Below are 20,751 nucleotides of genomic sequence, written 5' to 3'. Positions count from 1 at the left end.
TTTTCGTATTTTCTCTGCGTTTTTGTCACCACAAAACCGATACTAACCAACCATCCGCCTGCGTGAACGCCCCCCCCCACACACCGCCGACCGCGCCAGACCGCGCCGAGCCAAGGGAGGTGGCCCTCGCGGTCCGCAGGGGGCGCCTTGTTCCCAATGTCGCATTTGAGTCGCTCAGCGTCTCGGATGCGACATTGGGAACACCCGCCACCACACATGTGCTGTACCCAAGCGGGGCTAAGCGTTAGAGCGACTCACCGGCTCCGGATCTCGGTCCCGTGCCGCAGATTCGTCACCAGCGCCGTCGACTTGCCCGTGACGGCGGCCGCGAGCGCGCGTTCGAGCCCCGGAAACCGGGCCACCCGAAGGAAAGCCCGCCGCGCCTGGAGCAGGAGCCGGTTCGCGGGCAGGAACCATCGGGCTCCCCGGCGGGCGACCTGCTGCTTCTCGGTCACCACCGGGCGGACGAGCTTCTCGTACTCGGCGAACGCGGTTTCGATCGACGGCGTCCGGGTGAGCCGTTCGGCCAGCACGAAGGCGCCCGCGATCCCGAGGGACGCGCCCTGACCGGCGAGAAGTGAGACGGCGTAACAGGAATCGCCGGCCAGGACGACGCGCCCGCGGCTCCACGAAGGCATTTCGATCTGCGCGACCTGGTCGTAGTACACCTCGTCGGACGGAGGGCAGAGATCCAGCGCCTCGGGTACCGCCCAGCCGAGCGAACCATAGGTCGCGCGCAGGGCCGCGCGGGCATCGTCCGGCAAGTCCGGGTCCGTCGCGCGGTGCACGGCGAACGCCGCGAGTTTGCCGTCGCGGAGACCGTAGAACCCCATCTGTGCCCCGACGGTGTCGGTCAGGCAGAACCGCTCCCCCACCCGCGCGCGGATCTCTTCGTCCTCGAAGACGAACGCCGCCGTGTGGAATCCGAGGTAGTTCAGGAATTGCTTCTCTTCGCCGAAAACCAGCCGCCGTACGGTCGAATGGATCCCGTCGGCTCCGACCAGCAGATCGGCTTCGACCACAGCACCGTCCACCGAGGTGATCCGCACCCGGTCGCCGAGATCCTCGACGTCCGCGACCCCGGCGCCGAACCGGACGTCCACTGTGGACGGCAGATCCGTGCGCAGTACACGTTCCAGATCGGGCCGCATGATGCTGCACAGCCTGCCCCGCAACGACTTCGCGAACTGGACGTAGTCGATGGCCGCGCGGCGTCGGCCATGGTCGTCCAGCAAACTCGCTTCGTCCACTCGGTACGCCACGGCCTCGATCCGGGGCAGCAGGCCCATCTCCTCGACCGCGTCGAACCCCGGCCCGAAGAAATCGATCATGTAACCCTGTTCTCGCGGTCCCGCCGCCCGTTCCAGCACCACGACCTCGACGTCGAGCGTCGCGAGCCGGTGCGCCAACGCGAGACCGGTGATCCCGGCACCGCAGATCGCCACCTTCATGAGGTTCCTCCTTTCGGTTCAGCCGACCAGCCTGCGCAGGACCGCCGAGGGCACCTCTCGACCGGAATCCGGTTCGAGCGCGCGATGCAGCAGCAGCCCGTCCACGGTGGCGAAGAGCACCTCGGCCGTCGCCTCCGCGTCGGTCACTCCGCGGTTCGCCAGCCAGGCGCCGAACCTGGCGCGCAAATCGGCGAGGAGTTCGCGGATGCCCTGGCGCAAGGTGTCTTCGCGGGTCGCGGCCAGGTAGGCCTCGGCGAACAGCAACGACATCGGATCGGTGCCGGAGTACTCGCCGACCGACGCCAGCAGCGCGTCCACCGCGTCCGCCGGCGTCTCGGCGGTTTCCAGCGCCGGTTCGAAAGCACCGGCGACTTCGCGCATCGCTCCGAGTACGGCCTCGATCATCAACGCCCGCAACGAGGGGAAGTGATAGTGCACGACGCTCGGCGTGACACCCGCGCGGTCGGCCAGGATCCGGGTGCTGACCGCGGACCAGCCGAGTTCGGGCACCAACGCGACCGCGGCTTCGAGCAACCGCCGCCGAGCGGCCTGACCGCGTTCCGCGGCCGGTGAGACTGCCACCTTCGCCTCCTAGGGCGTTCGTCCTGTACGACTGCCCTGATCGTAGGCCCGGGTTCGCCCGGCGCGCAAACTCGGTGGTCACGGCCGGCGTCCGGTCCCTACAGTTCCGTCCGACGAAGAGAGAACGGAGCACGGTGAAACTGGACGGGTACCACTGGCGCACGCGGATCAGTCAGGTCCGCCTCGGCAGGGACACCTACCGCGTCGTCAGGGCGGCACAGCCTGGCTCGCACGGTTCACTGATCGAGAGCCGGCACGGCGCGGACCTCGACGTGGACGAAGTGTCGGCACGCGAACTCGCCGCCGCCTGGTGGCTGGCCGCGCGTTCCCCGCGCAGCCTGGTGTACCTGCCCTACCGCGCGAGCCGGACGGCCTGCGAACAGAGCGACGCGGGCCCGGATCTGGACCTGGTCCTGCTGCACCACAGCCTTCAGTTTCCGTTGTCCCGCTGGAAAAGCGTACGTGGCAGGCTCGGCGCGGGGTCACCTCACACGGCGAAGCTGCCGCCGGACGCCTTCCCGGTCTTCACCCCTGAGGAGCACCGGGGTTACCGAGGCGACCGCAACCAGCTTCGCCCGAGCATCGCCGCGGACACCCTCTTCCTCGTCGGCAGCCGCCGCGCCTTCGAACTCGAGAGCGACCAGCTTCGCGACCTCGCCGAGGACGGCCCCGCCCGGATCGGTGATGCGTGGGGCAGGCACTACTGCGCGGAGATCGGTCTCGGCCCGGCGTTCCTCGTCCACGGGAAAGCGAGCTGCCCGGCGGCATGCTGCACGTCGTCCTCTGTGAGGACAGCTGAAACCCCGCGCGGCAAAAATGACCTCTTTTCGCGACGCGGCTCTCGTCAGGCTTGCTCTTCCGAATCCGCTTTGGGAGGACACATGGTCTCGAAACCCCGCGTCGCACTGGGAATGCTCGTCTTGGCCGCGCTGGCGGGCGGGCTCCTCGCGTTGCTCATCTCGCTCGACGTGGGCGCGTTCTGGGCCAAGACGCTGCCGCTCGTCTTCCTCGTCGGCGCGGCCACCTTCGCCCAGTCCCTCGGCCTGTTCAACAAGAAGACCAAGAGCTAGGGACCGGTCCCCCCGTTCGCCGTTACCGTCCTGCCGGTGACCGAGCTGGGTGCCTACGTCGAACGCTTCGAGACGAACACGCGCAGCCGCGCGCTCCGGGGTGCGGCCGCGATCGTCATCGGCGTACCGATCTCCGTCGCCGGAGTGCTCCTGTTCGTGATGGCCCAGGAGAGCGGGACCTTCGGCGGGGAGATGTTCATCGGCCTCGTCATCGGCGGCGGGCTGGGGCTGGCGCTGATGGGCGGCTGGGCCTGCTGGCACGCCATCGGCAAACGAGGCGAGACGTTCACCCTGTACGAGCGGGGATTCGTGCACACCTGGCGCAAGTCCACCACCATCGTGCCGTGGATCGCGGTCGAGGCGGCCGTCGACCACAGCAAGAAGAACGTCCTCGCCAAGGCGCTCGGCGGCGACGTCGGCTGCCTCGTCAAGCTCACCGACGGCCGGAAGATCCTCATCAACGGGTTCACCGAGGGCGCCGCCGTACTGGCTCACGACATCTTCGAAGCCGTCGGACGGCGCACCTGATCGTCCTTTATGGACTAAACGCGCGAAGGCGCGAAGGTCCGGCGGTAGTCCTGCGGGGAAACCCCGACCACCTTGTGGAAATGGTGGCGCAGTAGGGCTCCCGAACCGAAGCCGCACCGGCGCGCGACCTCGTCGATGCCCATCGACGTCTCTTCCAGCAGGGACCTCGCGTGCAGGACCCGCTGCGTGGAAAGCCACCGATGCGGCGTGGTGCCCGTCTCGGCGACGAACTTCCGGGCGAACGTGCGCTCGGACATCCGCGCGCGGCGGGCGAGATCGGCGACGGGATGTTCGTCGGCGATGGTGTCGAGCATCCAGGTGAGCACCGGCTGGAGGCTGTCACCGGTGCACTCCGGGATCGGCACCTCGACGAACTGACGTTGCCCGCCTTCCCGTTGGGGCGGCACGACCATGCGCCGGGCGATGGCGGTGGCCGCGGCGGACCCGAGTTCGCGCCGGATGAGATGCAGGCAGGCGTCGATGCCGGCGGCCGTGCCCGCGCTGGTGATGATGTCGCCGTCGTCGACGAACAGCACGTCCGGGTCCAGCCGGGCCTGCGGGAACCGCTTCCGGAACCGGTCGCTGTGCCGCCAGTGGTTGGTGCACCGCCGCCCGTCGAGCAGTCCCGCGGCGCCCAGCACGAATCCGCCGGTGCAGACCGAAAGCAGCGTGGCACCCCGCGCCGAAACCGCGCGAAGTGTTTCGAGCACCGCGGGCGGATACTCCTCGCGCACGTCGCAGGCGGGGACGACGACGAGGTCCGCGTCTTCGGTCGCCTCGAGGCCGTGCTCCGGGGTCACTTTGACGCCGTGCCCGAGGCTGAGCGGCACGCCCGCCCGCTCCCCGCACACGCGGAAGTCGAGCAGCGGCACACCGTCCTCGGTCCGGTCGTAGCCGAACACCTCGCAGACGACGCCGAACTCGAAGGGGGCGAAGTCGTCCAGCAGCACCACGGCGACGCTCTTCAGCATGCCCCGGAGCATAGCTGGCAGGATTTTGTCGCACAACGACAGAACTGCCACTTCTGGCAGGATGTCGATCGGCGCAAACTTACTGCCATGACCGCAATCATCGTCACCCTCGCCCTGATCGCCCTCGTCACCTACCTGCTGGAGCGCAACCACATCCGGCAAGGCCGCCCGAACGCCGCAGGTGGAGACCCGCTCAGCCGTCCGTTCTGGCGAGGCGGCGCCACCGTCTGAACGCCACCGGGAGCCTGACGATTCGGCGACACGGTGTCACGAGCGACACGTTGCCCGCCGAGACCGCCGATACGACCCGCATCCGCCGAGGTCAGGCCCACAATCGCCGGTTTAAACCTTTCCGCCCGTATTTTCTGCCGGTTACCAGTTTTCTGGTTAGGGTGCAGTGGTGCAAACGGGTTAACTCGGGCGGAAGGAGATCGCGCCGTCATCGGCGCGGGGCTGAAACATGAGTTCGCAGGACGGTAAACAAGCGGAAGAAGAGGTGGTCGCGGAGTCCGCGACGGACCTCGCCAACGCACCGGACACGACAGGTCCGGGCCACCCGCCCGATGAGCACGTCCCCCTCGACCTCGCCGCCGACCGCCCCGCCGAGACCGACCGCACCGTTTTCGGTATCGCCGCCGCGCTCGCGCTCGCGATCATCGTCTGGGGCGTGCTTTCCCCGGACAGCCTCGCGAACGTCTCGAAGACCCTGTTGAACGACGCCGTGATCCCTTACGGCGGCTGGGCTTTCGTGCTGACCGCGAGCGGTTTCGTGATCTTCGCGGTCTGCCTGGCGATCAGCCGCTACGGCCGGATCCCGCTGGGCGGGGACAAGGAACTGCCCGAGTTCCGGACGTCGTCGTGGATCGCGATGATGTTCAGCGCCGGCATGGGCATCGGCCTGATGTTCTTCGGCGTGTACGAACCGGTCTCCCACCTCGCGAGCCCGCCCCCGGGCACCGCGGCCCCGAATTCCGACGAAGCCGTCCACACCGCGATGGCGACGACGTTGTTCCACTGGACCGTGCACCCGTGGGCGATCTACGCCGTCGTCGGCCTCGCGATCGCCTACAGCACCTTCCGGAAGGGCCGCAGCCAGCTGATCAGTTCGGTGTTCGCGCCGCTGATCGGCAAGCGGCGCACCGAAGGCCCGCTGGGCAAGGCGATCGACATCATGGCGATCTTCGCCACCCTGTTCGGTTCGGCCGCTTCCCTCGGCCTCGGCGCGCTCCAGGTCGGTGGCGGTATGGGCGCCGTCGGCTGGATCGACAACCCCGGCCGCGGCCTGCTGGTCGCGATCATCGCGATCCTCACCATCGCGTTCATCGCCTCGGCGGTTTCCGGCGTGGCCAAGGGGATCCAGTGGCTGTCCAACATCAACATGGTGCTCGCCGCGGTGCTCGCGGTGTTCGTGCTGGTGGTCGGGCCGACCGTGCTGATCCTCAACATCGTGCCGGGCGCGATCGGTGACTACTTCCGTGAACTGGCGGAGATGTCCGGCCGCACCGGGATGACCGGTGGCGACGAGATGCAGACCTGGCTCGGCGGCTGGACGGTGTTCTACTGGGCTTGGTGGATCTCGTGGACGCCCTTCGTCGGCATGTTCATCGCGCGGATCTCGCGCGGCCGCACCATCCGGCAGTTCATCTTCGGTGTCATCGCGATCCCGAGTGTGGTGAGCCTGATCTGGTTCGCGATCTTCGGCGGCGCGGCGATCAGCAGGCAACGGGCCGGGACGGACATCGCGGGCGCGGGCAGCGCGGAATCGGCGACGTTCAAACTGCTGGAAACCCTGCCGTGGTTCATCCCGATCGCGATCCTGGTGATGCTCCTGGTGTCCATCTTCTTCGTCTCCGGTGCGGACGCGGCGTCGGTGGTCATGGGCACCTTGTCCCAGCGCGGAAGCGTGCATCCGAGCAAGAGCGTCGTCGTCTTCTGGGGCGTGCTCATGGGTGCCGTCGCGGCGGTGATGCTGCTGGTCGGCGGGGACAAGGCGCTGACCGGCCTGCAGAATCTCACGATCCTGATCGCGGTGCCGTTCGTGTTCGTGATGGTGGGGTTGTGCGCATCGGTCTGGAAGGACCTGCGCAACGACCCGCTGATGAAGCAGGAAGACGCGATGATGCTGTCGCTGAAGGAACTGCACGAGGAACGCACCAACGGCCACGGACGCCGTCGCACCATCCTCGGACGCTCGAAACACCGCACCTGATTCCCGGGTGAGTACATGAAGGCCCCCATCCTTGCGCCTGGGTACAGGATGGGGGCCTTCATGTACTTCAGAGCGCCGCGAACTGGCCTGCTTTATAGTCTCCGGCGGGCTGCCGGGTGATGACGTTCAGCCGGTTGAAGGCGTTGATGAGCGCGATCTGGGTCACCAGCGCCATGAGCTGCTCGTCGTCGTAGTGCTTGGCGGCGGCTTCCCACGCCTCGTCGGTGACACCGGCGCTGTCGGCGATGCGGCAGCCGGCCTCGGTGAGTTCCAGCGCGGCGCGCTCGGCCTCGGTGAAGACCGTCGCCTCCCGCCATGCCGCGATCAGATGCAGCCGGGTCGACGTCTCCCCCGCCGCCGCGGCGTCCTTCGTGTGCATGTCGAGGCAGCCCGAGCAGCCGTTGATCTGGCTGGCCCGGATGTTCACCAGTTCCCTTGTCGCCGCGGGAAGTTCGCTGCCTTCGAGGACCTTGCCCGCCGCGACGAGGTGCTTCACCAGCTTGGGCGCGAGAGCGGTCTTGAAGACTTCCAGCCTTGCCTGCATGGGGTTTCTCCTTCTCGTCTGTGTTCACTTACTTCGACGAGGGGGCTTCGAGAGAGGTAACACCCATGGTGGCGAGGAGACGCGGGTCACTCACGGAGTCGATCGCGACGATGCGGCCGTCGACGACGGTGCACGCCATCACGCCACCCAGTCTGCCGCGCTTGTCCCAGGTGACCACGCCGGGCTTGCCGCCGACCAGGGCGGGGCGCGAGGTCGCCACGGCACGGGCGCCCCGCTGGGCGCGGATGGCCACCTCGGCCGCGCCCAGTCGCACGATCTCGCCGCGCCGGGTCTGGGAACGCCAGGTGACGTCCGGGTCGAGCGCCCGAAGCAGCCCGTCGAAGTCTCCTTCGCGTGCGGCGGTGAGGAAGGCGTCGACCACGGCGCGCTGCCCCGGTTCGTCCGCCGGACGCTGTCCCCGGACCTTCCGGCGGGCGCGGCTGGCGAGCATCTTGGCCGCGTCCGCGGATTTGCCGAGGATCTCGCCGACCTCGGCGAACGGGACCGCGAACAGGTCGTGCAGGACGAAGGCCAGCCGCTCCGACGGGCCGAGGGTGTCGAGCACCACGAGCAGCGCCAGCCCGACCGATTCGGCGAGCAGGGCGTCTTCTTCCGGCGAGTCGTCGAGGATCACCAGCTCGGGCGGCTCGTCGTAGGAGTCCTCGGGGCGGGTCTTGCGGGAGCGCAGGACGTCGATGCAGACGCGGCCGACGACGGTGGTCAGCCAGCCGGACAGGTTGTCGATCGTGTCGGCGTCCTGGCGGGCCAGCCGCAGCCAGGCCTCCTGGACGGCGTCTTCGGCGTCCGCACGCGAACCGAGCATCCGGTGGGCCACCGCCACCAGGCGGCCGCGCTGCTCCTCGAACGCGCTGGCCAGGGCTTCGCCGGTCATGTCGGTACCTTTCTCGCGCCGATCCGTCATGGACATGACGAGTGCGGCGCGAGAAAGGTAACCGAAGACGTGACTCGCGTGATCAGGGCCGTGACTCGCGTGCTTGAGGACGTGACTCACGTGCTTGGAGCCGGAACTCACGTGTTCCGTCTCTGAGCACGCGTGTTCCGGCCTCAAGCACGCGAGTTCCGTCTCTGAGCACGCGAGTTCCGGCTCTGAGCACGCGAGATGCGCGTGAAGGCCCCCTTTCCTCGGCCCTGGTTTCGAATGACCAGCCGAGGGAAGGGGGCCTTCACGGACAAGACCGGCTCAGACGTCCCGGATGGGCGTCTTCACGGTCTTCTTCATGCCGGGGTTCTTCGTCTCCGGCTTCTTCTGCGGCTCCGGTTCGACGGCCGGGCCGCCGATGCCCGAGTCGATCGCCGCCGTGACGATCAGGTTCCGCTCGTCGGACGAGATGACCTCGCCGTCGAGGAGTTCCTGCGTCACGGCCCGCACGTACGCCACGAACTGGTCGTTCGACGAGTAGTCCGACTCGTCGTCGATCACGTCGTTGATCGTGCAGCCGTTGCCGGTGTCGCGGTTCTCGACCTGGCTGTCCGCCGAGCCGACGAACACGGTGTCCCGGACGTCGGAGTCCGGGCAGGCGTCCGGACCCGGCGGCGCGGCGACGATGGTGAACGCGCCGCCCTGTTCCGCCGAGACGTTGCCCGCCTTGTCCGACGCGCGGTAGGCCAGCGTGTGCGTGCCGAGCGCGGTCACCTTGACCGGCGCGGTGTACGCCACCCAGGCGCCACCGTCCAGTTTGTACTCGATCTTGTCCACGCCGGACCCGGTGTCCGTCGCGGTCAGGGTGATGGTCGCGTCCTCGATGTAGGACCAGCTTCCGTCCAGATCACCGCTCACCACCACGGAGACGACCGGCGCGGTGCTGTCGTCGCCTTCGACGATGGTGAACGTCGCCGTGCCTTCCGCCGAGACGTTGCCCGCCTTGTCGGTCGCCTTGTAGTTCACCGTGTGCGCGCCGACGACGGTCAGCGCGAGCGGCGCCGAGTACGTCAGCCACGGGCCACCGTCCAATTTGTACTCGACCTTGCCGACACCCGATCCGGCGTCGGTGGCGGTCAGGGTCACGGTCGCCTTGCCGACGTAGTTCCCGGCGGTGTCCTTGGTGCCGGTCACCTCGGCCGTCACGGTCGGCGCGGTGGTGTCACCGCTGACGATCGTGAAGTGCGCCATGCCCTCCGGCGAGACGTTGCCCGCCTTGTCGGACGCACGGTAGTGGACCATGTGCATCCCCGGCGCGGAAACCGCGACCGGAGCGGTGTACGCGGTCCACGCGCCTTCGTCCACTTTGTACTCGACCTTGTCGACGCCGGATCCGGCGTCGGTGGCGGTGAGCTTCACAGTGGCGGTGTCGAGATAGTTCCCCGAACTGTCCTTGGTCCCCGTCACTTCGGAGGTCACCGTCGGCGGCGTGGTGTCACCGGGCTGGCCGGTGACGACGCTGAACGACGACATTCCCTCCGGGGAAACGTTTCCCGCTTTGTCGGAAGCGCGATAGTGGACCATGTGCGAGCCCACGGCGGTGACCGCCACGGGCGCCGTGTACGCGGTCCAGGCACCGCCGTCGAGCTGGTACTCGACCTTGTCCACTCCGGACTGGCTGTCCGTGGCGGCCAGGTTCACCGTCGCGGAACCGACGTAGTTCCCGGCGGTGTCCTTGGTGCCGGTCACGTTCGCGGTCACGGTCGGCGGGGTGGTGTCGGAGCCGCCGCCGTCGGTGACGACGAACTCGCCGACCATCTTGCTGTGCCCCTGGATCGTGCAGTAGAAGCGGTACTTCCCCGGGTTCAGCGTCACGGTCGCTTCGTGCTCGCCGTTCTGCTCGTCGTAAGGGTTCGCGACGATGTTGAGGGTGACGTCGTGGTTGTAGCCGGGAGTCGAGGTGTCGAACGTCAGCGTGTGCGACATCGTCGAGCCGAGGGCTTCGGTGTTCTTGAACAGGATCTTGGTCTCGCCCGCCACCGCGGTGGTCGGCGCGCTGAGGTAGTGGTCGGTGCTGTCTCCGGCGGTCCATTCCAGGGTCTGGACGGGTGCGGCGGAGGCGGGTGCGGACGCGCCCGGTAACACCAGGCCGGCTATCGCGAGCGCCGCGGCCAGCAAGGCCACGACGAGGGTTCTTGGGGACATCGCAGGGAAACCTTCCGTACAGGGAGACCGGCCGGGCGCGCGGAATCCACGCGCCCGGCCGGTTTTCGCGCTACAGCTGCCGCACCCGGATGTTGCGGAACTCCATCAGGTCGTTGTCACCGTGGTTCTGCAGACCGATGAACCCGCTGACGAACTGCCGGAAGTCGGTGGACGGGTCGCCCGCGCGCGAGGACTGGATGCCCGGCGCGTTCTCGAACTCGTTGATCACGACGCCGTTGCGGCTGATCGTGTACTTCTGCCCGACGACCTTGACCTCGTACTCGTTCCAGGTCCCCTTCGGCTTCACGCCCGCCTGGTCCAGCGGCCGCGGGTCGAAGTTGTAGATCGACCCGGTCTTCTGCGGTTCACCGGTGGCCCCGTCGTACAGCTGGACCTCGTGCCCGCAGTAGATCGCGACCCAGGCCTGCGACGTCTTCGCCGACCCGACCGTGCCGCAGCTGCCCGGCGGACGCTGCTCCAGCGGGGTGCGCGGGTCCGGGAACCGGACGAACACGCCGCTGTTGGCGCTGCCGCTCGGCGCGATGTCCTTGAACTGCAGCTTCACCGAGAAGTTGCCGAACTGCCGCGCCGAGTACCACAGCATGCCCAGCCCGCCCGACGGTCGCAGCGACCCGTCCGGCTGGATGGCGAACTGCCCGGACGGTGCCTGAGACCAGTTGCGGAACGATTCGGTCGTGCCGTCGTAGATCGCGTCGTAGCCGGTGACACCCTTGTTGCCGATGGGCGACGCGGCAGCCGCGGCGTTGATCTTGTCCGATTCGGACGCGTTCAGCACGCCGAGGTCGCCGAGGCGGTCCACGGCCTGGGTGACGTGATTGACGAAGCCGGCGTGGGAGGTCCACGTGCTCTCGTCGTCGATCATGTCGTCGACCGTGCAGCCGCCACCGGCGTTCCGGTTGGTCACCCCGGTGTCGGTGTCACCGATGGTCACCGTGGCACCGGAATCCGCCACGAAACACCCGACGCTCACCGAGTTCCGCGTGGTCACCGTCTCGCCGTCCGCGTAGGTCACGGTCAGCTTGGCGGTGTAGAGACCCGTGCGCGGGTAGGTGTGCCGCGGGTCGGCCTGGGTCGAGATCGTGCCGTCGCCGAACTCCCACTTGTAGGAGACGCCGCCGGACTTCGACCCGGTGAAGGCCGCGGTGAGCGGCTTGTTCTGCACCATCGTCGACGCCGCCGCCGCGGCCGGGGTGGCCTCGCCGCCGGTGTAGCTGATCTTCAGCAGCTTCTGGTTGTTGTTCACGGTGAAGAAGCCGCCGCCGTAGTCGAGCACGTACAGCGCGCCGTCCGGCCCGAACTTGGCGTCCATCCACTGGTTCAGCTTGGTGTCGCCGCCGCCGGTCGGGATGATCTGCCGCACGGTCTCGGCGAACACCGGCGGATCCTGCTTCGCGACGCCCGCCGGGTCGACGGTGACCGCGATCCGGTTCTGCCCGTTGCTCTGGTCACCGATGAACCACTTGTCGTTCCAGTACGACGGCCACGCGACCCCGCTGTTGGCGTTGACCAGTTCGCGGTGGTACGTCGGCCCGGTCATGACCGCCTGGCCGCCGCCCTTGAGGTAGGGCTGCGTGTAGGTGGCCTCGGCCGCGTTGTACGACGGGACGGAGCTGTTGGGGCGGTTGGGGAACACCGGCCCGCCGCCGTCCGGCGAGTACCAGATCATGTTCTTCTTGATCGGCGGCAGGTTCACCAGGCCGGTGTTGCGCGGCGAGGTGTTGACCGGGTTGTCGCAGTCGTACCAGCCGGTGAGCACCGCGGCGTCGGAGCTGCTGCGGTCTCGGTACGGCTGCTTGTTGCCCATGCAGTACGGCCAGCCCTGGTTGCCCGCCTCGGTGATGATCGTGGCGGTCTCGTACTTGGCCGGGCCGAGTTCCGGGCTCGGCGAAGTCGCGTCCGGGCCGACCCAGGCCGCGGTCAGCCAGTTGGTCTTCTTGTCGACTTGCAGACGCGAGATGTTCCGCACGCCCATCACGTAGATCTCGGGCCTGGTCTTGTCGCCGGGGTCGTTGGCCTCGGGGAACAGGTTGCCCGCCGGGTTGGTGTAGGTACCGTCGGCCTCGGGGTGGATCCGCAGGATCTTGCCGTTGAGGTCGTTGGTGTTACCGGCGGTGCGGCGCGCGTCCTGGAACGAGACGCCCTTGTAGTCCTGGGTCCAGTTGTTGCCGGAGTACCCGTTGGAGCCCTGCGACGAGTTGCTGTCACCGGAACCGATGTAGAGGTTCCCGTCCTTGTCGAAGTCCATGCCGCCGCCCGCGTGGCAGCAGCTGTGGACCTGGACGTCCCACGACAGCAGGTCCTTGCGGGTCGCCTGGTCCAGCGTCTGGTTCTTCAGGTCGTAGGTGAACCGCGAGACCGTGCGCTTGCCGATCTGCTTGTCACGGTCGACCGACGCGTGCGGCATCCAGTACGCGTACATGAAGCCGTTCTCGCTGAACTTCGGGTCCAGCACGAGACCGAGGAGGCCTTCCTCGTTCTTGACCAATTCGTCGCCGCTGCCGCGGTTGCCCATCACCTTCAGCGTGGTGAGCAGCTTCGGCTTCTTGGTGACCGGGTCCCACTGGTGGATCGTGCCGCAACCGGCACCGATCTCGGGGTTGCTCCAATCGTTCGGCGAGGGCACCGTGTTGCCGGCGCAGGCTGCGCGGCCGATGTAGAAGACCCGGCCGTTCGGCGCGATGGTGAGCCCGTGCGGCTCGCCCATCTGGTCCAGCTGGCCCGTCTGGTTGATCCCGGACAGGCGTTCGACCTTGTAGTTGGCCGCGATGCCCGCCTTGCAGTCACCGCGCACCATGCCGGTGGTCCACTTCAGCGCGCCGAGGATGTGGCTCCGGAACTGGGCTTCGCCGTAGCTCGCCTCGGTCCGGCCCATCCCGGAGTAGAACGAACGGCCGCCGTCGTAGTCGCGGCACCACGAGACCGGGTGGAAGGCGCCGTTCGCACCGACTCCCGGCTTGTAGGTCGATTCCTCGACCTGCGCGACGGTGTGGACGGTGCCGACCGGGTTGACCTCCCAGTTGAGCCACCGGTCCGTGCGGACCCACTTCTGCGGCAGTCCCGCCGTGGTGGGGTTGGCCTTGTCGAGGACGTCGACCGTGGCTTCGGCCGGAGCGTTCTCCGGCGGCGGCGGGGTGTTCGACTGGTCCTTGAACAGCTTGAAGTCGGCCAGCTGGGTGGCCGTCTCACCGGCGTTGGCGGTGATGTTCAGCCGGTAGTTCGCGTACGCCGTGGTGTTGGCGAAGGTGAAGGTCCGGCTCTGGAACCGGTCGGCGAACGCCTCGTTGGTGCGAGTGTCCAGATCGGTCCACGTGGTCCCGTCGTTGGAGCCCTGCAGGGTCCAGCTCTTCGGGTCACGGCCGGCGAAGTCGTTCGCCGAGACGAGCGCGTAGCTGCTCACGGCGACCGGCGCGGCCAGCTTGTAGGCGACCCAGGCGGTGTTCGTGAAGGCCAGCCACTTGGTGTTCTCGTTGTTGTCGGCCAGCTTCTCCTTGCCCTCGTTGGGCGCGTTCTCCGCGCTCGCGGTGACCGAGGCGACCGCTTCCGGGGTGGGACGCGCCCCCACCGGGCGGGCACCGATCAGGCCGGAGAACCACTGCGAACCGTCCTGGGCCCGCGCGGCGTCCGACAGCCCGAGGAAGCCGCCACCCGCCTTCATGTAGTTCTGCAGCGAGGTTTCCTGGTCGCGGTTGAGCGTGATGCCCTGCGCGGAAAGGAAGACGACGCCGCGGTACTTCGCGAGGTTGGCGCCGGTGAACACCGCGGGGTCCGAAGAGGACGACACGGTGATCCCGTTCGCCTGGCCCAGGCTCGCGATCGCGTCCGTGGCGCGCAAGACGGGGTCCTTCTGGTCCGCGGCGGTGCCGTGGAAGACCAGGACGTTGACCGGGACGTTCGTCGCGGCTTCGGCGGTCACCGGGGCGATGGCCAGTGGAAGCCCGGAGGTGACGACGGCGCCGACCGCCAGCGCGGCCAGTGACCGTCTGCGGAGCCTGCGTTGTGAAAAGACTCGTCTCAAGTTCTCGCTCCTTTCAAGTCTAGTGGTGGGTGTGCGCCGAGGCGCCGGTTGCGTTGGGCGCGGCCGTGGTTCCGTGCTGATGTCCCTTGAAGCGGTCGATCGCCTCCTGGGCACCCGCGGGCATCCCGCCGTCGGCGTTGCGGACCAGGAACACCCCGGACATGCCGTCGTCCGAGTGCTGCTGGACGTGGCAGTGGTACATCCACGCGCCCGGCCCGACGCCGTCACCGGCGATCACCTGGAACCCGAAGGAGTTGCCGGGGTCCAGGGTCTTGTTGTCGAGGATCGGGGCGTTGTCGGTCGCGCTGGTGAGCATGCCGGTGCGGGTGTCCGCCCAGCGGTGCGCGTGCAGGTGGAAGGTGTGCATCAGATTGCCGTGCCCGATGCAGATGAACTCGACGCGTTCGCCGAGGTTCGCCTCGAAGATCGGGGTGTTCGGGGCGACCTGGTGGTTGATCCACATTTCGGTGAACACCACGGTGAACTGCTTGCTGGGCAAGAGATCCCCGCGCTTGCGCACGATCAGGCCGCCGTAGAGGCCCTTCATCAGGCCGATGGTGCCGTGGTCGCCGCCGAACGCGTGGTCGTGGTAGTGCCAGTACCCCGCGCTGCCGGGCATCCAGAAACCGTTGGCCGCCTGGTAAGCCGTCCGCGTCTTCCAGGTGTAGGTCTTGGTTTCGTAGGGCTTGTTGAAGGAGTCGTTGAACGGCGAGCCGTCGGACTTGGTGTCGTAGTTGACGCCGTGCGGGTGGATCGAAAGGCGCTGGTCGGTGTTGTTGACCAGCTCGATCACCAGCGTGTCGCCCTCGTAGCACTCCAGGAGCGGCCCGGGAATCGTCGGCTTGCCGGGTTCGAGCCCGTACCCGACCCGGGTCGAGCCGGGAACGTAGTCGGCGTACACGGTGATGTTGCGGGTCATCCCCGCCGCCGCGGCCGGTGACGAACCGGCGCTCGCCGACACCACGACCGGGGCGATGACCCCGGCCGCGGTGCCCGCGAGCATCGATCTGCGGGACAGCCCGCGTTTGTTCTTGTCCATTGTGGATTCCCCAGCTAGAAGCGAACGTTACGGAGATAGGTGAATCCGGTCTGGGCGGTGCTCAGGGGATCCGTGGGGTTGTCGTGCTCGACGATGTACTCGTGCAGATGCGGGCGGGTGCACCCGAAGATGCGGGGGAAGTCGATGACGCCCTTGCCGGGGTCGACCATCTTCCCGTCCGCCGTCCGGTCCTTGACGTGGTACTGCACCACGCGCGGGAAGTGCTGGCGATAAAGGGAAATCGGGTCGACACCGCCTTCCACCGCCCAGAACAGGTCGATCTCCAGATGCACGTAACGCGGGTTGGTGCCCCTGGTGAGCACGTCGTACGGGCGCACGCCGTCGATGGCCGCGAACTCGTGCGCGTGGTTGTGGTAGCCGAGCGGGATCCCCGCCTGGCGGAACTTCCGCGCCGCCGTGTCGAGCCGTCCGGCGAACTGCTTCCAGCCGTCGATGGTGTCGAAGGCCGCGAACGGCACGTTGGCGCGGGTGTTCCCGAGGACCTTCGCGTCGGCGATGGTCTTGTCGAGGTCACCGTCGATGCCGACGTGCGTGGACGTCGCCTTGATGTGGTTCTTGTCCAGCAGACCGCGGAACTCCTGCGCCGTGCGGCCGTAGGTCCCGGCCAGTTCGACCTTCCGGTAGCCGATGTCCGCCAGCGCGGACAGGGTTCCCGGCAGATCGGCCTGCAACGCGGTGCGCAGGGAGTAGAGCTGGATGCTGATCTTGTCCACCGGGACCCGGCCCCGACCGTGGTGGCCGGATCCCTCGGTGGCGGCAGTGGCCACGCTCGGCAGGGCTACCGCCGCGCCGACCGCGACCGCCGCCGTCGCGGCGCCCCGGAGTAGCGACCGTCGAGAGTGGAACCGCTCAGCTTCTTCACCGCACATGAAACCGCCCTCACTTCTGGTTGCTGAAAGCCGCGTCGAAGGCCGCCGACGGCTTGTCGAACAGGAGCCCCCGCAGATAGGTCACGGCTTCCGCCGCGCCCCGGAGCCGGTCCATGCCGGCGTCCTCCCACTCCACCGAGATCGGACCGGCGTAGCCGATCGAATTCAGTGCGCGGAAACAGTCCTCCCAAGGCACGTCGCCGTGCCCGGTCGAAACGAAGTCCCAGCCGCGTCGGGGATCTCCCCAGGGGAGATGCGAGCCGAGCCTTCCGTTCCGTCCGTCGAACCGTTTCCTGGTGTCCTTGCAGTCCACGTGGTAGATCCGGTCGGCGAAATCGAGGATGAAACCGACCGGGTCGAGGTCCTGCCAGATGAAATGCGAAGGATCCCAATTCAGCCCGAATGCCGGACGGTTGCCGACAGCTTCGAGCGCACGTTTCGTGGTCCAGTAGTCGTAAGCGATCTCCGAGGGATGCACCTCGTGCGCGAACCGCACGCCGACCTCGTCGAAGACGTCGAGGATCGGGTTCCAGCGGTCGGCGAAGTCGGTGTACCCCTCGTCGATGACCGCCTGCGAGACCGGCGGGAACATCGCGACGTACTTCCAGGTCTTCGAACCGGTGAAGCCGATCACCGTGTCCACACCGAGTTTCGCCGCCGCGCGGGCGGTGTCGGCCATCTCTTGCGCGGCCCGCTGCCGGACGCCTTCCGGCTCACCGTCGCCCCACACCCGGGACGGGATGATGGCCTGGTGGCGTTCGTCGATCGGGTCGTCACAGATGGCCTGTCCGACGAGGTGGTTGGAGATCGCCCACACCTTGAGGCCGTGCTCGGCGAGCAGCTTCAGGCGGCCGGGCACATAGTCCTCTTCGGACAGTGCGCGGTCGACCTCGAAGTGGTCGCCGGAACACGCGATCTCGAGGCCGTCGTAGCCCCATTCACTGGCCAGCCTGCACACCTCGGTGAACGGGAGATCCGCCCACTGACCGGTGAACAGGGTGATCGGACGGCTCATCAGTTCTCCTCGAAGGTGATCGCGTCGACGTCGAACAAGCCGCCGGAACCGCCCTTGAACACGAGGAACAAGGAGCCGGTGCCGCCGGGGTCGGTGATGGCGGAGGCCGGGATGTCGGCGTAGGTGTCCCAGCCGCCGGTGTTGGCGACGGTGACCGTCTGGACCAGCGGCCCGTCCACCGCGCCCGAGCGGACCTCGATCGTGCCGCCCGCGCCGCCGGACGAGACCCGGTAGCCGATGCCGCGGACGCCGACGAGGTTCACCGGGTCGAACTTGATCCAGTCCCCGGATTCGATGTGGCCGACACGTTTGCCGCCACTGGCGCCGGCGTGCCCGACGACCTCGATCCCGCTGGACTGGGTGTAGAACTCCGCTTGCTTCAACTTGGGCTGCAGGATGGACTCCGCGTCGCCGGTGAGCGCGGGAACGCCGTTTCCGCCGTTGTCGGTGTAGCTGGCGTTGATGACGCCGAAGACGTTGGCGTCCGCGCCATGTCCTTCGTCGGCGGGTGTGGCGATGGTGCCCTCACAGCCCGTCGCGCGGCTCAGCGGATGCCCGTGTCCCTCGTGGCCGAGGATGTACTCGACGGTCACCTTCGAGCAGTCGATCGGGTTGTCCTCGGCGTCGGTCACCTCGACCTTGAACGGGACCATGTCGCCGAAGCTGAACACGCTGCCGTTGACCGGCGTCTTCAGCGTGACCACCGGCGCGGTGTTGCCGACCGTGACCACCACGCTCGCCGAGCCGGTCAGCCCGGTGGAGTCGGTGACGGACAGCTTCGCCGTGTACTGGCCGTTCGCGCTGTAGGTGTGGGAGACCGGGGCGGCTTCGGTGGAATCGGTGGTGCCGTTCCCGTCGAAGTCCCAGGCGTAGGTGAGCGCGCCGCCGTCGGGGTCGTTCGTCCCGGCCGGGTCGAACTTGACGGTCAGCGGTGCCTGGCCGGACGTCTTGTCCGCGGTCACCTGGGCGACCGGGGTCTTGCGTCCCTTGGTGTAGTCGACGCGGTAGACGGCGGATTCCTTGCTGCCGCCGAAGTAGCCGGTGCCGTAGTCGAGGACGTAGAGCGCACCGTCCGGGCCGAACTCGATGTTCATCGGGCGGACGAGGTCCATCGAGTCGAAGAACGGCTTGATGGCGCCGCGTTCCCCGTTCTTGCCGACGGTGATCTCCTTGATCCAGCCGCGTTCCCATTCGTAGGCGAAGGTCTTGCCGTTGAAGTACTCCGGGAACTTCGTCTGCGACGGGTTCTTCGCGTCGTACTGGTAGACCGGGCCGCCCATCGGGGACTCGGGGCCGGTGCCGAACTCGGGCAGCGAACCGCCGTCGTAGGGGATCCACGCCTTCTCGACCGGCGGCAGGTCGGTCAGCCCGGTGTTGCGCGGACTGGTGTTCTTCGGCTTGGCGCAGTCGAAGGCCGCGCCGGACTGCTTGGTCGCGAAGTCGTAGTCGATGAACGGCTGGTTGTCACCGATGCAGTACGGCCAGCCGAAGTTGCCGGGCTTCTTGATCAGGTTGAATTCGACCGTGCCGCCGGGGCCGCGCTTGGGGTCGGCCGCACCGGCGTCGGGGCCGTAGTCGGCGAGGTGGATCCAGCCGGTCTTGCGATCGACGGCGAACCGGAACGGGTTCCGGAAGCCCATCGCGTAGATCTCGGGCTTGGTCTTGGCCTTGCCCTTCGGGAAGAGGTTGCCCTTGGGGACGGTGTACTTCCCGTTCGCTCCGACCTTGATCCGCAGCACCTTGCCGCGCAGGTCGTTGGTGTTGCCGGAGCTGCGCTGGGCGTCGTACACCGGGTTGCGGTCGGCGCGCTCGTCGATCGGGGTGAAGCCGTCGGAGGAGAACGGGTTGGAATCGTCCCCTGTGGACAGATAAAGGTTGCCTTGCGCGTCGAAGTCGATCTCGCCGCCGGCGTGGCAGCAGATACCGCGTTCGGCCGGGACCTGGAGGATCTTCTGCTCGCTCGCCAGGTCGAGCTTGTTGTCGGTGCCCAGCTTGAACCGCGAGAGCTGGTTGTAGCCCTTGAACGGTTCGAAGTCCGCCGGGGCGCCGTTCTCCGGCGCGTCACCGGCCGGGGTGTTCAGTTTGGGCGCGTAGTACAGGTAGACCCAGCGGTTCTTGGCGAAGTCCGGGTCGATGGCGACACCCTGGAGGCCGTCCTCGTCGTGGTTGTAGACCGGGATCTGCCCGGCCAGCGAAGTCGTCGCCGACGAGCTGGTGTACCAGACGCGGCCGTCGCGCGAGGTGTGCAGCACGTCGCGGTTGGGCAGCACCGACAGCGCGATCGGCTCGCCGGTCTTCTCCTCACCCTTCGCCAGGGTGATCTGGTCGAAGTCCGCGTCGACCGGGTCTTCCTGGGTCTTCTTGGCGCAGCCCGCCTCGCTCAGCTTGGTGGCGTACTTGATGCCACCGGCGAGATGCTTGAGGAAGGCCGGTTCGGCGTAGGACTCCTTGGTGTGCCCGCCGCCGGTGTACCAGGATCGGCCGCCGGAGTTCTCGTGGCACCAGGCGATCGGGTGGTCGCCCATCGCGCCGTCACCGGGCTGGTAGCTCTTCTCGTCCAGGCTGGCGAGGACGTTGACCTTGCTCCGCGGGTTCGAGCGGTAGTTGTACCACTCGTCGGTGCGCGGCCAGGTCTCCGGCAGATCCACAGTGGACACATGGTCGTGGTCCTCGACCTTGACATTCGCCTTCTGGATCTGCGGGTGGGACTTGAAATACGCCCCGACCAGGTCGCCGTACCAGGGCCAGTCGTATTCGGTGTCGGAGGCGGCGTGCACGCCCACGTACCCGCCGCCTCCCTTCACGTACCGCTCGAACGCGGCCTGTTGGTCCGCGTTCAACACGTCACCGGTGGTGGAGAGCCAGACAACGGCGTTGAAGCGCTTGAGGTTCGCGTCGGTGAAGGCCGCCGCGTCCTCGGTGGCCTCGACGCCGAAGTGGTTCTGCGCCCCCAGATCCTTGATCGCCTTGATCCCGTCGGGGATCGAATCGTGACGGAAGCCCGCGGTCTTGGAGAACACGAGCACCGTCGCCGCTTCGTGCGCCGATGCGGAGTGCACCGGTAGCGCGACGCCTGTCAGAGCCGTGACCATGGCTGTGACGAGCACACCCAGTCGTCGTTTCGAAGACATAGCAGTAGCGATCCTTTCGATGAGCGGCGGCGATCAAGGAAGGGGATGCGGGGTGGAGCTTTCCTTTCGGTGAGGTGGGGAGGGGCGAGGTGAGCGGGGAGGGGGAAGGTGAGTGGTGGGTCGGGGTGGGTGGCTGGGGGGTGGTGTTTTTGTAAAAAAGAAGGAGAAAAACAAAAAACAACCACAACACAACCAACCCA

15 protein-coding genes are annotated in these 20,751 nt (G+C 67.5%); 4 read left to right on the top strand and 11 right to left on the bottom strand.

Annotation, left to right across the window (positions count from 1 at the left end):
- Positions 1–254: 254 nt before the first annotated feature.
- Together ACFWMR_RS23435 and ACFWMR_RS23430 are read right to left on the bottom strand one after the other, a co-directional pair.
- Positions 255–1,451, bottom strand: coding sequence for an FAD-dependent monooxygenase (locus ACFWMR_RS23435; protein ID WP_378379894.1), 1,197 nt, complete (start codon positions 1,449–1,451; stop codon positions 255–257).
- Positions 1,452–1,469: 18 nt separating this feature from the next.
- Positions 1,470–2,033 (bottom strand): TetR/AcrR family transcriptional regulator, encoded by a 564-nt coding sequence (locus ACFWMR_RS23430; protein ID WP_378379893.1) that lies wholly within the window; start codon positions 2,031–2,033, stop codon positions 1,470–1,472.
- Positions 2,034–2,167: 134 nt separating this feature from the next.
- Between ACFWMR_RS23430 and ACFWMR_RS23425 the strand changes: the two genes are divergently transcribed.
- Entirely contained in the window at positions 2,168–3,103 is a 936-nt protein-coding gene (locus ACFWMR_RS23425; RefSeq protein WP_378379892.1) for a hypothetical protein, read from the top strand.
- 36 nt (positions 3,104–3,139) lie between these two features.
- Positions 3,140–3,631 (top strand): hypothetical protein, encoded by a 492-nt coding sequence (locus ACFWMR_RS23420; protein ID WP_378379891.1) that lies wholly within the window; start codon positions 3,140–3,142, stop codon positions 3,629–3,631.
- Positions 3,632–3,645: 14 nt separating this feature from the next.
- Here the strand turns inward: ACFWMR_RS23420 and ACFWMR_RS23415 are convergent, their stop codons facing one another.
- Complete coding sequence (locus ACFWMR_RS23415) at positions 3,646–4,602, bottom strand: GlxA family transcriptional regulator (RefSeq protein ID WP_093938642.1); 957 nt, start codon at positions 4,600–4,602, stop codon at positions 3,646–3,648.
- Between the two features lie 87 nt (positions 4,603–4,689).
- Between ACFWMR_RS23415 and ACFWMR_RS23410 the strand changes: the two genes are divergently transcribed.
- Positions 4,690–4,833 (top strand): hypothetical protein, encoded by a 144-nt coding sequence (locus ACFWMR_RS23410; RefSeq protein ID WP_167406408.1) that lies wholly within the window; start codon positions 4,690–4,692, stop codon positions 4,831–4,833.
- A gap of 229 nt (positions 4,834–5,062) precedes the next feature.
- On the top strand, positions 5,063–6,811 hold the full coding sequence (locus ACFWMR_RS23405) for a BCCT family transporter (protein ID WP_378379890.1): 1,749 nt from the start codon (positions 5,063–5,065) through the stop codon (positions 6,809–6,811).
- A 67-nt stretch (positions 6,812–6,878) separates the two neighbouring features.
- Here ACFWMR_RS23405 and ACFWMR_RS23400 read toward each other — a convergent pair whose 3' ends face one another.
- From ACFWMR_RS23400 to ACFWMR_RS23365, 8 genes are all read right to left on the bottom strand, one after another.
- Positions 6,879–7,355: a carboxymuconolactone decarboxylase family protein gene (locus ACFWMR_RS23400; RefSeq protein WP_378379889.1), complete on the bottom strand. Its 477-nt coding sequence runs from the start codon at positions 7,353–7,355 to the stop codon at positions 6,879–6,881.
- A 28-nt stretch (positions 7,356–7,383) separates the two neighbouring features.
- Positions 7,384–8,247, bottom strand: a complete 864-nt coding sequence (locus tag ACFWMR_RS23395) for a sigma-70 family RNA polymerase sigma factor (protein ID WP_378379888.1) — start codon at positions 8,245–8,247, stop codon at positions 7,384–7,386.
- A 309-nt stretch (positions 8,248–8,556) separates the two neighbouring features.
- The gene (locus ACFWMR_RS23390; RefSeq protein WP_378379887.1) at positions 8,557–10,440 is read right to left on the bottom strand and encodes an OmpL47-type beta-barrel domain-containing protein; all 1,884 of its coding nucleotides are present in this window, start codon (positions 10,438–10,440) and stop codon (positions 8,557–8,559) included.
- Positions 10,441–10,510: 70 nt separating this feature from the next.
- On the bottom strand, positions 10,511–14,476 hold the full coding sequence (locus tag ACFWMR_RS23385; protein WP_378379885.1) for a ThuA domain-containing protein: 3,966 nt from the start codon (positions 14,474–14,476) through the stop codon (positions 10,511–10,513).
- A gap of 19 nt (positions 14,477–14,495) precedes the next feature.
- Complete coding sequence (locus tag ACFWMR_RS23380) at positions 14,496–15,515, bottom strand: multicopper oxidase domain-containing protein (protein ID WP_378379884.1); 1,020 nt, start codon at positions 15,513–15,515, stop codon at positions 14,496–14,498.
- 14 nt (positions 15,516–15,529) lie between these two features.
- On the bottom strand, positions 15,530–16,405 hold the full coding sequence (locus tag ACFWMR_RS23375; protein ID WP_378379883.1) for a sugar phosphate isomerase/epimerase family protein: 876 nt from the start codon (positions 16,403–16,405) through the stop codon (positions 15,530–15,532).
- A 10-nt stretch (positions 16,406–16,415) separates the two neighbouring features.
- The gene (locus ACFWMR_RS23370; protein WP_020634004.1) at positions 16,416–17,420 is read right to left on the bottom strand and encodes a sugar phosphate isomerase/epimerase family protein; all 1,005 of its coding nucleotides are present in this window, start codon (positions 17,418–17,420) and stop codon (positions 16,416–16,418) included.
- Positions 17,420–20,512, bottom strand: coding sequence for a ThuA domain-containing protein (locus tag ACFWMR_RS23365; protein WP_378379917.1), 3,093 nt, complete (start codon positions 20,510–20,512; stop codon positions 17,420–17,422). Before ACFWMR_RS23365 ends, ACFWMR_RS23370 begins: the two co-directional genes overlap by 1 nt.
- Positions 20,513–20,751: the final 239 nt, after the last annotated feature.

Source organism: Amycolatopsis thailandensis (genome assembly GCF_042723255.1).
GTDB lineage: Bacteria > Actinomycetota > Actinomycetes > Mycobacteriales > Pseudonocardiaceae > Amycolatopsis > Amycolatopsis thailandensis.
Note: the sequence above shows the minus strand (reverse complement) of the source record. Positions and strands in the feature narration are given on the sequence as shown.

What these genes read in the sequence shown, in the direction of transcription:
- ACFWMR_RS23405 (WP_378379890.1), top strand. Translation starts at nt 5,063, where the DNA reads ATGAGTTCGCAGGACGGTAAACAAGCGGAAGAAGAGGTGGTCGCGGAG.
- ACFWMR_RS23400 (WP_378379889.1), bottom strand. Translation starts at nt 7,355, where the DNA reads ATGCAGGCAAGGCTGGAAGTCTTCAAGACCGCTCTCGCGCCCAAGCTG.
- ACFWMR_RS23370 (WP_020634004.1), bottom strand. Translation starts at nt 17,420, where the DNA reads ATGAGCCGTCCGATCACCCTGTTCACCGGTCAGTGGGCGGATCTCCCG.
- ACFWMR_RS23395 (WP_378379888.1), bottom strand. Translation starts at nt 8,247, where the DNA reads ATGACCGGCGAAGCCCTGGCCAGCGCGTTCGAGGAGCAGCGCGGCCGC.
- ACFWMR_RS23365 (WP_378379917.1), bottom strand. Translation starts at nt 20,512, where the DNA reads ATGGTCACGGCTCTGACAGGCGTCGCGCTACCGGTGCACTCCGCATCG.
- ACFWMR_RS23375 (WP_378379883.1), bottom strand. Translation starts at nt 16,405, where the DNA reads ATGTGCGGTGAAGAAGCTGAGCGGTTCCACTCTCGACGGTCGCTACTC.
- ACFWMR_RS23415 (WP_093938642.1), bottom strand. Translation starts at nt 4,602, where the DNA reads ATGCTGAAGAGCGTCGCCGTGGTGCTGCTGGACGACTTCGCCCCCTTC.
- ACFWMR_RS23435 (WP_378379894.1), bottom strand. Translation starts at nt 1,451, where the DNA reads ATGAAGGTGGCGATCTGCGGTGCCGGGATCACCGGTCTCGCGTTGGCG.
- ACFWMR_RS23410 (WP_167406408.1), top strand. Translation starts at nt 4,690, where the DNA reads ATGACCGCAATCATCGTCACCCTCGCCCTGATCGCCCTCGTCACCTAC.
- ACFWMR_RS23380 (WP_378379884.1), bottom strand. Translation starts at nt 15,515, where the DNA reads ATGGACAAGAACAAACGCGGGCTGTCCCGCAGATCGATGCTCGCGGGC.
- ACFWMR_RS23390 (WP_378379887.1), bottom strand. Translation starts at nt 10,440, where the DNA reads ATGTCCCCAAGAACCCTCGTCGTGGCCTTGCTGGCCGCGGCGCTCGCG.